This is a genomic window from Pseudoalteromonas sp. SR45-1 (assembly GCF_014163655.1).
Lineage (GTDB): Bacteria > Pseudomonadota > Gammaproteobacteria > Enterobacterales > Alteromonadaceae > Pseudoalteromonas > Pseudoalteromonas distincta.
Genome location: NZ_JACJDR010000009.1, coordinates 34,557 through 47,759 on the forward strand (window position 1 = coordinate 34,557; position 13,203 = coordinate 47,759).

The 13,203-nt window shown below is 39.3% G+C and carries 11 protein-coding genes and 4 tRNA genes; 7 read left to right on the forward strand and 8 right to left on the reverse strand.

Annotation, left to right across the window (positions count from 1 at the left end; all coding sequences use genetic code 11):
- Together H5089_RS10650 and queE are read right to left on the reverse strand one after the other, a co-directional pair.
- On the reverse strand, positions 1-560 hold a 560-nt coding region (locus H5089_RS10650), incomplete at its 3' end, for a class I SAM-dependent methyltransferase (protein WP_182712192.1).
- A 226-nt stretch (positions 561-786) separates the two neighbouring features.
- The gene (queE, locus tag H5089_RS10655) at positions 787-1,452 is read right to left on the reverse strand and encodes a 7-carboxy-7-deazaguanine synthase QueE (RefSeq protein ID WP_024591014.1); all 666 of its coding nucleotides are present in this window, start codon (positions 1,450-1,452) and stop codon (positions 787-789) included.
- Positions 1,453-1,597: 145 nt separating this feature from the next.
- On the opposite strand from queE, the gene queC reads away from it, so the two are divergent.
- On the forward strand, positions 1,598-2,254 hold the full coding sequence (queC, locus tag H5089_RS10660) for a 7-cyano-7-deazaguanine synthase QueC (RefSeq protein WP_002960416.1): 657 nt from the start codon (positions 1,598-1,600) through the stop codon (positions 2,252-2,254).
- Between the two features lie 94 nt (positions 2,255-2,348).
- Here the strand turns inward: queC and H5089_RS10665 are convergent, their stop codons facing one another.
- Positions 2,349-2,798: an isoprenylcysteine carboxylmethyltransferase family protein gene (locus tag H5089_RS10665; RefSeq protein ID WP_007378935.1), complete on the reverse strand. Its 450-nt coding sequence runs from the start codon at positions 2,796-2,798 to the stop codon at positions 2,349-2,351.
- Between the two features lie 469 nt (positions 2,799-3,267).
- Between H5089_RS10665 and H5089_RS10670 the strand changes: the two genes are divergently transcribed.
- Entirely contained in the window at positions 3,268-3,510 is a 243-nt protein-coding gene (locus H5089_RS10670) for a hypothetical protein (RefSeq protein WP_010553668.1), read from the forward strand.
- 4 nt (positions 3,511-3,514) lie between these two features.
- Here the strand turns inward: H5089_RS10670 and H5089_RS10675 are convergent, their stop codons facing one another.
- The 5 genes from H5089_RS10675 to H5089_RS10695 all read right to left on the reverse strand — a co-directional run bounded on the left by H5089_RS10675 (position 3,515) and on the right by H5089_RS10695 (position 9,631).
- Positions 3,515-4,537, reverse strand: coding sequence for a hypothetical protein (locus H5089_RS10675; RefSeq protein WP_182712193.1), 1,023 nt, complete (start codon positions 4,535-4,537; stop codon positions 3,515-3,517).
- 101 nt (positions 4,538-4,638) lie between these two features.
- A complete protein-coding gene (locus H5089_RS10680) occupies positions 4,639-5,319 on the reverse strand; it encodes a tRNA (adenine(22)-N(1))-methyltransferase TrmK (protein ID WP_182712194.1) in 681 nt (226 codons plus the stop codon).
- The gene (locus H5089_RS10685) at positions 5,320-6,258 is read right to left on the reverse strand and encodes a class I SAM-dependent methyltransferase (RefSeq protein WP_182712195.1); all 939 of its coding nucleotides are present in this window, start codon (positions 6,256-6,258) and stop codon (positions 5,320-5,322) included.
- Between the two features lie 2 nt (positions 6,259-6,260).
- Positions 6,261-8,255 carry an excinuclease ABC subunit UvrB gene (uvrB, locus tag H5089_RS10690; protein ID WP_039487290.1) on the reverse strand — a complete coding sequence of 665 codons (1,995 nt, stop codon included), beginning with the start codon at positions 8,253-8,255 and terminating at the stop codon, positions 6,261-6,263.
- A complete protein-coding gene (locus tag H5089_RS10695) occupies positions 8,252-9,631 on the reverse strand; it encodes an MATE family efflux transporter (RefSeq protein ID WP_138489356.1) in 1,380 nt (459 codons plus the stop codon). The genes uvrB and H5089_RS10695 overlap by 4 nt, the downstream gene beginning before the upstream one ends.
- Positions 9,632-10,682: 1,051 nt before the next feature.
- Between H5089_RS10695 and H5089_RS10700 the strand changes: the two genes are divergently transcribed.
- From H5089_RS10700 to H5089_RS10720, 5 genes are all read left to right on the forward strand, one after another.
- Positions 10,683-10,759 (forward strand) — tRNA-Asn (locus tag H5089_RS10700).
- A gap of 21 nt (positions 10,760-10,780) precedes the next feature.
- Positions 10,781-10,857 (forward strand) — tRNA-Asn (locus H5089_RS10705).
- A gap of 21 nt (positions 10,858-10,878) precedes the next feature.
- Positions 10,879-10,955, forward strand: a tRNA-Asn gene (locus tag H5089_RS10710).
- A 29-nt stretch (positions 10,956-10,984) separates the two neighbouring features.
- Positions 10,985-11,061, forward strand: a tRNA-Asn gene (locus H5089_RS10715).
- 148 nt (positions 11,062-11,209) lie between these two features.
- Positions 11,210-13,153, forward strand: coding sequence for an EAL domain-containing protein (locus H5089_RS10720; RefSeq protein WP_182696126.1), 1,944 nt, complete (start codon positions 11,210-11,212; stop codon positions 13,151-13,153).
- Positions 13,154-13,203: the final 50 nt, after the last annotated feature.

The following is a 13,203-nucleotide window of genomic DNA, read 5'->3' on the forward strand; positions in this document are numbered from 1 at the left end:
TTTTCTATGCTGAGTTTTAATAACTGTTTACTGCCGCTGCCACTATAGTGCCAGCCAGAACGAAATGTGAAGAAGCTATTTTCGCTTGTTGCTGTGTGCTCTACAAATGAATCGCTGTCGATTTTGTTTTTATCAACCGTGTTAAAACAAAATATTCCACCTACGTTTAATGCGCTGTGTACGCTGGCAAGGCATTCTTTTAACTTATTAATGCCGTCGCAGTAATGGATTGAATACAAAAAGCAGGTAATTAAATCCAAGTGCTCGGTTACCTTAAATTCACTCATGTTTTGCAACGAAAATTGCGCTTCTGGGCAGCGAGTTTTTGCTTTATCTAGCATTGGCTGGTTTAAATCAAGCCCACTACTTTTATAACCGTTATCAATAAAGTGGCGTACATGCGGGCCGGTGCCACATGCTAAATCGAGATGGGTGTTTGCGCCATTACCAAAAATTTGGTGCAGCCTGTGAATAGAATTGCTTTGGGCTTGATAATTAATATCTGCACACATTAAGTCGTAGTAATCAGAAAGGTCGGTGTAAAGCGCGTTTGCGGACATATAAGCCTAGTGGTAAGTAGTAGAATATTTTTAAGTCGCGCATAGTAAACTAGTTATGGCTATTAGCGAAGAAGATATGAGTTTTAGGGTTGTCGGATGGTACTTCGCTTATCCGACCTACGTATTTAAATATTATAAAACGTTATTAGAAAATGGTGCGGAAGTGGAGATTTGTTGGGTTTAGCTTCGCTCTACCCAACATACGTAATATAACTTTAAGCTGGCTTTAACTAATTCCTAAATACTTATGTACTTGTATTGATAGGCGCCAGTTTTTGGCAATACAGGTGTCGATTGCTAATTTTGTTGCTGATACTTTTTGGCTAATTGGCTGCAAATAAACAAGCTTAGGGTTAACGCCTGTTTTAGCAAATAATTCTTCTAACTCTTCTACATGCTTTTGCATGGCAACGGGGTGTTTAATTTCATTGGCACGCTTCATAGCGCTGGTGAGTACTTCATAACCGCCGCGCATATTGATTTTTGGCGATACCGTTACCCATGTTTGCTCTGGGGCGAGTATTTCAAACGTGCCGCTGGTTTCTATTTGTGTGCTAAAACCGTGTTCATGTAATAAGTTACATACTGGATTTAAATCAAACATGCATGGCTCGCCGCCAGTAATTACAACATGCTTTGCGGTGTAACCACGTGATTGAAACAAAGCTAAAATTTGCTCTGCACTGGCGTTAGCCCAATGATCTGAGTCGGCTTTTTTTTCTACGGTTTCATCCAGCGATACTTTATATACATTATCAACATCCCACGTTTGCTTGGTGTCGCACCAAGAGCAGCCTACAGGGCAACCTTGCAGACGTAAAAATATTGAGGGTGTGCCAGTAAAGCTAGCTTCACCTTGAATGGTTTCAAACACTTCATTAATTTTGTACAAAAGAGATCTCACTTACTACCTAGCAGCCAAATTGCTACTATTAAAAAACCAAAAAGCGCTGTGCAAAAATTGTTATTTAAGCTGCGGCCGTGTAGTATATCGCGCCCTGATATAAACCTCTATTAAAACTAAGAGCAAAACAGATATGACGCAAAAAGTAGTTGTTATTTATTCCGGCGGTATGGACTCATTTACCGTATTAAATAAAGCCCTGCAACAAGGCCATGATGTATATGCCCTTTCATTTGACTATGGTCAGCGTCATGTAAAAGAGCTTAAAGTAGCGGCAAGTGTGTGTGAAAAATTAAACGTTCCACATAAAATTGTTGATATTTCGGCGATTAACCAACTTATTGGTGGCTCATCACTTACTGATGATATTGACGTACCTGAAGGCCATTACGAAGAAGAAAGCATGAAAAGTACGATTGTACCTAATCGTAATATGATTTTGCTCTCGCTTGCTGTTGGTTACGCGGTATCACTTAAAGCTAGCCAAGTTTATTACGGCGCTCATTCTGGGGATCATGCTATTTACCCTGACTGCCGTCCTGAATTTGTGCAAAAAATGGATGATGTGTGTCGTATTGCTAACTACGACGCGGTAGAAATTTTTAGCCCGTATTTAAATAATACTAAAATTGGTATTTTAACCGACGGTATTGAAATGGGTTTAGATTACAGCCAAACGTGGACCTGTTATAACGGCCGTGAAAAGGCCTGTGGTAAATGTGGCGCGTGCCAAGAACGCCTTGAAGCATTTGCACTAAATAACATTACAGACCCGTTAGAATACGAATAAGCCGCAATTAATTAGTAATACAATTGCTGCAAACAAAAAAAGGCTATCATCGATAGCCTTTTTTGTTTGTCAGGTTTTAAGTCAATGGTATTGATTACAGCCAGCGTTTTACGCGCGCTTTATAGGCGGTAAACTCTTCACCAAATAATTTAGTGAGCGCACGCTCCTCGGGTATTATTTGAAAAAACGTTAAATACGCAATAAACCCGATAATACATAAAAGCGCCCACAAGGAACTTAACCAAACACCCCACCCTGCTAAAATAAATGCAAAACCCACGTACATTGGGTTACGCGAAATTTTATAAATGCCGCTCGTAATAAGTTTTGACGCTTGCTCAGGTTTATTTGGGTTTACTGTGGTGTTTGCTATTTTAAAGCTCGCTACCCCTGCAATACAAAAAACACACCCAATAATGACCAAACTTGCTGCTAGGTAGGTAATAAATGCGGTGAAATCAATAACACTGTAATGCGCAATAAGCGCCATTATGCCTGCAAAAAACAGCACAACGATAACCGGTGGAATTTTATTATTTAACATGGCAACTCACTGTATTGGCTAAAGTATGTTTATTATATGGTGATTAGGGCGTGTTGTTCTTTGGTGATTGAATTTGCAGCAGTATGTTTGGTTATTAGGCAAGGCAGATCCTATGTAGTGTGGCTATCCCCCATAAATAGGCGATAACGCAGCATAAAGACCAAACATGCGCTGCCCTTTGGGTTCTTTCTAGGGACAATTAACTCTTTGTTGCTCGGTTTTTACTTAGCCCAATAGGTTACAAACCTCGCGCCGCGATTTAATCGCCCCTAGATTGAACAAATTTCAATCAACAAAGATTAACACGCCCTAGCCATTAAACAATATCTAAAGTGTATAAATGATGAACACGCTCAAAGCTGAATTAAATAAAGTATACAAATTAAGTTACAATTGTCAGCTTTATCAAAAGCGCTTAAAGGTTATACTTTAACCATAAACGAATAATAAAATGATAAGGAATGAGGTTATGTCTGGAACTACGATGATTGTACTTATTGTGCTAATTTCGGTTGGCTCAGGAGTAGTTTACGATATGTATAAAAAGCATCTTGAATTTAAGCATAAAATGCAAAACAACAACAGCGATGCCCATAAACAACTAGCTGAAACAAACGCACAAGTGCTTGCATTAAAAGAGCGTGTACAAACACTTGAGGCTATTGTTACTGATTCAAGCTTTAACGTTAAAGATGAAATTAATAAACTTTAAGTTTTTATAAGTAATTTGGATATAAATGCGCATTTTCTGGCTGCTCAATGCCGTGAGCAGCTAAAAACCCACCAATAGCTTGCCCGCAGCCCTGTGGTGCTCGCCCACTGTCTATCTCAAAATTTAACTGATTAGCATGTTGCTTACCCATAGAGCAAAGCCCTACGGTACTTGGCGAGCGCATAGCGATACTTAGGTTACCTATTTGTTCAACCACTACGTGCTTGCTAAAACGGGCAAAACCTTTGTATTTAAACTGCTCGTTTACGTAGTCATTACTTATGGCCACCAATGCCGCAATTAAGCCGTGTAAAAAACTATTAGCGGATGAGTCTGCTGTTAAAAACGCAATTGTTTTTTTATTAAACTCGCTAAGCTGGCAATCCTCACACAACAGTTCAACAGTATATAAATGTTGCTCGGCTACTTGCTGCTGACTTTTCAGCTCAATACTTTTTCCTGCAAATACAATACGTTTAAGCACTTCATCAACGTTACTTGTAACCGCTTCGCTTTTAACAAGTTCAGGGTTTTGCGCCATTACAGGTAAGTCGTGGTGATTGTTAAATGGCGTGCTTGTTGCGCCGCTTTGCATTAACTGAAAAAGCTCTCTTACTTCATGTTCTCGCGCTACTTTTAACGCTAAAAATGCAGTTTGGATAAGTTCTGAAGTAGGTAGGTTTTCCTCTACAATCCAGCGTCTGCCAAATAATAGTTTTTTAGCTTTGGCTTCATTAGTAGATGCGCTTTTTTGGTAGTTATCAGGGCTCAGCACTGCTACTTGCAGATAAATCTCTTCACCTTTTTGTGCAGCGAGCACTCTAAAGTGAGCCGAAAACTCAATACTCTCAAGTACTTCGTTTACGCTTTGAAGCGTGTGCTTGTAACGTAAAAAATGCTGTGGCACCACCCAATTACTATTAGCCAATTGCACCAGGGGTGCATAAGAAATAGGTTGCTCGTAACTGTGTTGCCATTTTTGCTCATTGCTAAGCAAATGATTAATGTGACTCTTGTTATCTGACATAAATAAACCAAATAAACTCGCGTAGTGCGATATAAACTATGAACACATTACGTCGTCAATGTCGTAATTAGATCACATGTACGCCCTACTTTTGGGCTTTTTTAACTATCGGTGAGTTCTTGATAGTCTGTTATAACTTTTTGATAGTATGGCTTATCTTTATTGAGCATTTTATTATAATGATTTATGAGTTGTCGTTGGTACATAGCGTGCTCTGTACTAGCAAAGTCCCACATTTTGTTGCCGGTATGGCTAATCTCATTATTGGTACTAAAGCTCACTTCAATCACTTCATAAAAACGTTTGTTGTCGTAGACTATTTGTTCACTTATAAGCCCTAAACCGAGTTGTTTTAAACCCACTCGCAACTTATAAGTGTGATGCACTGGGCATAAAATAAACCGAACATTATTTAAATGCTCCACTGCGTTATTAGCAATAATTTGTTGTACTAAACTTAACAACAGCTCACCGCCAACACCTGCTATTACAACTACTTGGCTTTTACTTTGAGTAATTTCTATTTTGCCTACATCCTGACATAAGACCTGCCACTGCGGATTTTTATCACAGGTTTTTTGTAATTTATTAATAGATGATAATTGCGCTTCTAGGTCGTTCATTAAAGTGGCGACTATATCTACAAAAATAACGTGGTTTGCAGCTGCGCGTTTTAATAGCGCCATGCCTAAATAACCATGGTCGCAGCAACAATCCCAAATAATATCGTGATGCTGCGAAATTAATTTATCAATGGCAGTTAGGCGTTTACTGAGCTTCATTTAAGCAGGTGTTTGTGACGTTTTATAGACAAGCGCTTTTAAACTTTTGTCGCTGTCTACTTCAATAAAACGCTCGGTGGGGGCTAGGCGCTCAACAAATTCAATTGCGCCTTGGGTGTTCTCGTTTATTAATGCTTTAAATGCATCTTCGCTAAGCTCTGGGCTATTAGCACACAATAGTAATTGTGTGGTATCGCAAAGTAGCTCTGGCAACCTGCGCAGCACTTTTTGATAGTCTTTAGTTAATATAAAGCTGCCTTTTTGAAAGCTTGGCGGATCAACTATTATTAAATCAAACGGGGCTGCTTTTTTTAGTTTTCCAAAAGATTTTAAAATATCGTGGGGTAAAAAACTTACGCCGCGCTCAAAACCATTTAGTTGATGGTTTTGCTTGCCGACTTTAAGCACGCCTTTGCTCATATCCATGTTCATCACATGATCTGCCCCGCCTTGCATGGCGGCAAGCGAAAACCCACATGTATACGAAAACAAATTAAGCACTTTGCCATGCTTGCTGTTAGCCATTACAAATTCACGGCCGCTGCGCATATCGGGAAATATTCCGGTATTTTGGCGACTCTGTAAATCAACCAAAAAGCTAATGCCATTTTCGGTTACAACATGTGGATTAGGTAATTGTCCATAAACCACGGTGTTTTGGCTTTGTACGCCAGCACGTTGCTGGTACACAAGTGACGTAATAAGCTCAGGCTGGTTTTCTTGCGCCCACTGCCACACAACATTGGTGAGCTCGCTTAGTGTTTGCTCATCAATTTCATCGTACGAAACCAAAAATAAACTTGGCGGGTAAAAGTCTAAATTAATATGGCTTAATGCTTCGACGCTGTGGCCTCGGCCATGAAAAACACGACACAGTTCATTTTTTAAAATTGGCGCGTCTTCAAGCGCAGTAATAAGAGGTGTAAAGTTTGCTGTCATTTTTAATTAATCAACTGTTGTTGTAGTTCATGTATTTCATCGCGAACAGAGCCCGCTTTTTCAAATTCTAGGTCGCTTGCGTATGCATGCATTTTGGTTTCAAGCTGCTTAATTTGCACGGCAATTTCTTTCGCACTAAGAACCTTTTTAGACTCTTTACGTATAAGTTTAAGGTTGTCTTTAGGAGCAGCTTCCTCGCCTACATCCATTACATCAAGTATTTTTTTAGCCAGAGCATGAGGCTCTATACCGTGCTCAACGTTGTATGCATGCTGAATTTCTCGCCTGCGTGCTGTTTCGTCCATGGCTTTTGCCATTGATTTTGTAATTCTGTCGCCATATAAAATAGCGCGGCCATCTAAGTGACGAGCAGCACGGCCAATAGTTTGTATCAGCGAGCGAGCTGAGCGTAAAAAGCCCTCTTTGTCAGCATCAAGTATGGCAACAAGTGCCACTTCTGGCATATCAAGGCCTTCTCGCAGTAAGTTAATGCCCACTAACACATCAAACACGCCTGCTCGTAAGTCACGAATTATTTCTACGCGCTCAACGGTATCAATGTCTGAATGTAAGTAACGTACTTTTACATTATGCTCGCTTAGGTAGTCTGTTAAATCCTCAGACATACGTTTAGTAAGTGTAGTTACCAGTACGCGTTCGCCCTTCTCCACACTTTTGTATATTTCTGAGAGTAAATCATCAACCTGATCGCCCACAGGACGTACTTCTATAAGTGGGTCGAGCAGCCCTGTTGGGCGAATTACTTGCTCTGCTATTTCGCCCGCGCAGCGCTCTAACTCAAAGTCGCCAGGCGTTGCCGATACATAAATAGTTTGTGGTGCTATGGCTTCAAATTCTTCAAAACGCAGTGGCCTATTATCCATTGCGGATGGCATTCTAAAACCATACTCAACAAGGTTTTCTTTACGGCTTCTGTCGCCTTTATACATGGCGCCAATTTGCGATACGGTTACGTGCGATTCATCAATAATCATTAATGCGTCATCAGGTAGGTAATCAAGCAATGTTGGCGGCGGATCGCCTGGCGTACGCCCAGATAAATAACGGCTGTAGTTTTCTATACCCGAGCAATAACCAAGCTCGGTCATCATTTCTATATCGTATTGCGTTCGCTGAGCTACACGTTGCTCTTCTACTAATTTGTTTGCACTGAGTAACTGGGCGCGTCGCTCTTTTAGTTCTTCTTTTATTTTCTCGATAGCGCCAAGTATTTTTTCACGCGGGGTAACATAGTGCGTTTTAGGATAAATAGTAGCGCGCACTATGTGCTTTTCAATTGCACCGGTAAGCGGGTCAAAAATACTTAAGCGTTCTATTTCATCATCAAACATTTCTACTCGAACAGCAAAAGTGTCTGATTCTGCTGGGAATATATCAACTACTTCGCCACGTACGCGGTATGTACCTCGGCTAAAATCTATATCATTGCGGGTATATTGTATTTCAGCAAGGCGGCGTAGCATGTCGCGTTGATCTACTTTTTCGCCCACTTTTAAAAGCAGCATCATTTTCATGTACGATTTAGGGTCACCCAAACCATAAATAGCCGATACCGATGCCACAATAATGGTGTCGCGACGCTCAAGTAATGCTTTGGTCGCGCTTAAACGCATTTGCTCTATGTGCTCATTTATCGAAGCATCTTTTTCAATAAATGTGTCGCTAGATACAACATAGGCTTCTGGCTGGTAGTAATCGTAATACGATACAAAGTATTCAACCGCGTTTTTAGGAAAAAACTCTTTCATCTCGCCGTATAGCTGCGCAGCCAATGTTTTATTGTGCGCCATTATTATTGTTGGACGATTTAAATCGCTAATAATATTGGCCATAGTAAAGGTTTTACCTGTACCGGTGGCACCTAATAACGTTTGGTGTGCAAGCCCCGCTTCTAACCCTTCGCATAGCTGTTTAATGGCGGTAGGCTGATCGCCAGCTGGTTTGAAATGTGATTTTAACTGAAAATGGTCGCTCAATTATTGCACTCCTGTAACGATTCGCCGCTCAGCGCTTCTAGTTTTTTCATAAACCATTTATATGCCACTATTGCTGTAAATAAATTACCTATGGCAGCGCCTATAAATAACCCTAATAATCCGGCTATTTCGTTGCCGATATAAGCAAATGGTACATAAAATATGAATAAACGAATAACGCTTAGTACCAATGCGTTCATTGGTTTGTGTAAAGCATTAAACGATGAGTTTGATAATATGATCACCCCTTGTAAGCCATAGCTTAGTGGGATGGTATAAATAAAGAGCTTAATTACATCTATTACGGCTTGTTCTTTACCAAATAATTGGCTTATTACACCTGAAAATGCAATTAGTAATACGTAAATGGCAAATTGCCATACCATCACAAATTTTAGTGTGCCGGTATACGCTTCTTTAACACGGCATAATTTGCCAGCCCCAAAATTTTGACTCACAAATGGCGGTAATGTCATCGATAGCGCAAGCACTAAAATACTTGCAATAGATTCTATCCGGCTTCCTACTCCAAATGCGGCCACGGCTTCTGGCCCATGATGCGCTACTAAGGCGGTCATTACAGCCATTGCAACGGGTGTAAGCATGTTTGCACCTGCAGCAGGTAAACCAATTTTTAATATTTTACGAATAGCGCCAGTTACAGTTTGCTTGCCCGCTTTTAGACTCAACAAACGTTTTTTAACCGCTAATATATATAAAATAATAACCACAGCGACCGACCATGCGACAACACTTGCTATGGCAGCGCCTTGAATTCCTAACGCGGGTACCGGCCCAAAGCCAAATATCAGTATTGGGTCAAGTACGGCGTTTATCAGCCCGGCTCCGCCCATTACTATACTTGGCGTTTTGGTATCACCGCTGGCACGCAGTACCGAATTACCAATCATTGGGGTTATTAAAAATACGCTACCGATAAACCATACATTCATGTATTCATGTATTAACGGCAATACTTGCGCGCCCGCTCCTAGTAAAGTAAATATGGGGTCAATCAGTAAATATCCAACAGATGACAACACAATAACCAAAACCACACCAACCATTAAAGAAATACTGGCATCAAAACGTGCTTCATCAATTTTATTACTGCCGAGCGCTTTCGCTATTACTGCTGATGTACCGATCCCCAGCCCTATTGCTAAGCTGATAACGGTAAAAGTAACTGGAAATGTAAAGCTCACGGCAGCTAATGGTTCGGTGCCAAGTAAACTTATAAAAAAGGTGTCTACAATATTGAACATCATTAGTGTGATCATGCCGAATATCATCGGTATGGTCATCGTCTTTAATGTAGGCAAGATAGGATCGTTTAGTAAATCTGGGCGAGTCTGAGATTTTGAAATTGCGCGCATGAAATAAATAGGCCTCTTTTACTGAACGAATCATTTTAAAGCATCAAGACAGTTCAAGCCACGGATTTATCACTACAATTGATGTAATTACGTAAGTAAATATTCTAAAAAATAGTAAAACTTGGTTTTTACATCTTTTTGTTAAAATAGAGCCTAAACACGCCAAAAAACAATTAAAACACATTTTTATAACTTTTATTACAAACACCCTGTGTTATCTGATGCTTTTTTACACAAAGCAACTACTTGGTTTATCGTTACGAAAAAATTCATTCATGGAGTTACATCTATTAGCCACCAAAACATAACCCACTGTTTTACAATGAATAAAAAATAGTGATTTAAAAGCTTGAAATCGTTGTAGCACCCTAAAACATTGGTGCCGATGATGTTCTTAAAGTTTCATAAACAGAGTTATCCACAGAAACCGTGGATAACTCATTCAAAGCCGCATTTATAAAGGCCTTGAGAGACTCGCAATTTTCGCTGAGGTCCAACCAATTGTTGATTTGCTAATTGTGGCATTTTTATAAACTCACACTGAAAACGCAAGCTTGCCGATTTTTCTTCTTAACATAGTTATACGTTAGTAAATAAAAAACGTTTAATACAAAGTTAAGTTATTGATTGTTCTATTTTTGAGCGAAGATAATAATTGCTCAATTTATAGATCAAAATTGGATCACTATTAAGAGGGAAAATACTTTTATGACTATTCATGCAGGTATATTTTTAGAAAATTAAAATAAAAAAGTAAATAAATACGAAGAATACCCGAAAGTAAAAAATGAAATTTTATGTTTTTGAGTTGTTTTTTAATTACAAGTGGCTTTAATGGCGTGTTTAATTTAACCAATTTAAAGACTCAACAATAATAAAACTCGCATTAGTATTCTTAATTTCTTAAAAAAACAGCTTTAATAGAGCTATAAATCACGCAGATCGAACACAAAAACAACGAATAAACCTCTTTTTTCAATTTATGACTTTTATATGTTGACACTTTGCGGCTCGGTCATTAATATTTCGCCCCGTTGAAAGGCAAGACGCTTCCCCCTTAGCTCAGTTGGTTAGAGCGACGGACTGTTAATCCGCAGGTCCCCCGTTCGAGTCGGGGAGGGGGAGCCAAGTTTTTCAACCATAAACGATTCCCCCTTAGCTCAGTTGGTTAGAGCGACGGACTGTTAATCCGCAGGTCCCCCGTTCGAGTCGGGGAGGGGGAGCCAAGTTTATGTTTATGATGTAGTTCCCCCTTAGCTCAGTTGGTTAGAGCGACGGACTGTTAATCCGCAGGTCCCCCGTTCGAGTCGGGGAGGGGGAGCCAAATCATCATAATAATATCAGTACTTTAGTTCCCCCTTAGCTCAGTTGGTTAGAGCGACGGACTGTTAATCCGCAGGTCCCCCGTTCGAGTCGGGGAGGGGGAGCCAATTCTAAGAATTTCATAGACATTCCAAGCTATTTCCACTACTCTTCCTTATATAACTAAAGCATTAGTTTAATTCTTTAATGCGCTGTACTTAGTTTATTAATCAAGGACTTGATTCCTTCCCTTTTGATTATTAAAAGACTGAAAACATGGCTGGATTTAAAAAACTTATTTTTATACAAATTATCTCTTGGTTATTGTGTGTTGCAGCAGGAAGCTACTTCATATCTATAAGCTTTGATACTGCGGTAAGTGATGCACAAAAAAATGCACAAACAACTGTTACTAAGTATATTAATGACCTTTCTTTAGACGATATTTCTGCTCAAAATTTAAAACAATCAATTGCAGATGGTAATACGTTTTCAAGCTTTACCCTAAGAGATTACCAAGGTGCTGAAGTATTTAGCATTAACCCCCCTACTCAATTACCAATGTTTGCTGATTTTGTACTCTCTAACTTTAACTCTGTACGCCCACAGTTTGCTGTAAACGATGCCGCAGATATAAAAGTTGAATTTGTACTTAACATTGAGCATTTAGCATCGCAGCTACAAACTTCCCTTTTTATTGTTATTTTGATTTCTGCCATTTTAGTTATTATTCCAATAATTCTAATGAAATCTATTTTTTATCATTTAAATAAAAATATAAGTACAACAGTTGCTGACATTATCGATATTTATATCAATCAAAACCAAGTTGATAATGATTTAGAAACAGCATTAGATGGCACTCGATTGAAAAAAATGGGAAAAGATTTAGTACCTAGCTTTAATCGGTTATCACATTTTTTAAAAAACAAGAACGAAGACATACAAAGCGCTGCTATGACTATCAAGCATGAAGCGTACAAAGATGTAATTACCTCGCTTGGTAATCGTAATATGTTTGTTGAGTACTACGAAAAAAATATTGAAAACACTGAGCAAAGTACATTTGGCTCTTTAGCTATGGTTCGTTGTAGCGAACTACAAGCTATAAACCAAAGCCGTGGTTATCAAAAAGGTGACGAGTACGTTAAAGGCGTTGCCGATATTATTAAACACATAAGCGGCACTTACACGGGTAGCCAAGTATTTAGATTAAACAGCTCTGATTTTGCGGTAGTACTCCCCCACATTCCTTTAAAAGAAGCTGAGCGCTTTGGTGAAAACCTGCAATCGCGCTTCACGCAGTACCAACAAAACCAAGAGTTAAGCTCGGTAGCTAATACGGGTATTGTAGGTTACGAAAAAGGTAAACCGTTAGGCGAACTGCTTTCTGTTGTTGATAACGCGATGAGCATGGCGCAGTCAAAGCAAGTTAATGCATGGCACGTACAACGCGAAACCGATTTAGTTAATAACGTAAGTGCGGGGTTTGGTAATCAAAACTGGCGTAAGGTTATTAAGGAAGTTATAGAATCTAAGCGTGTGCATTTAGTGATGCAAAACATTATGCCGCTTGGTAAAAGCATAAAAGCCTACGCTGAAGTACAAGTTCGATTTAAAACAGAAGACAATCAAGTACTGCCTACCGCTTCTTTTTTAGCAATGGCCGAAAAACTTGATATGGCAATAGAAATTGATCGCCTGATCATCGACTCTTCTCTTGAAAAAGTTAAAAGCCGTAATTTATCTGAAAAATTTTTTGGTTTAAACGTAACAGCCTCAAGTGCACACAACGATCAGTTTGTAATTTGGCTAGAGCGCCGATTATTGAAAGATACGCATATTGCATCTAAACTAGTATTTGAGGTTAGCGAGTTTGGTTTACAGCAAAACATCAAAGCTAGTAAGCGCTTTATCGACATGGTTCACCGTGTTGGCGCACGCGTAACTGTTGAACGTTTTGGTGTTGGCTTAACTTCATTTAAGTTTTTCCGCGATTTAAAACCTGATTTTATTAAAATGGATGCAAGTTATACTCGCGGCCTAGAAGATGATAAAAATAATCAGTACTTTATGCGCTTAATGGTCGATTTAGCCCACCGCATTGGTGTTAGCGTATTTGCTGAAGGCGTTGAGAGCCAAGAAGAGAAACACATTATAGAAACGTTGTGTTTAGATGGCGTTCAAGGTTATTACATAGAAAAACCTAAAGACATTTAATTAGTTTTCAATTAATACAAAAAAGAGCATTCGTTGCTCTTTTTTTGTTT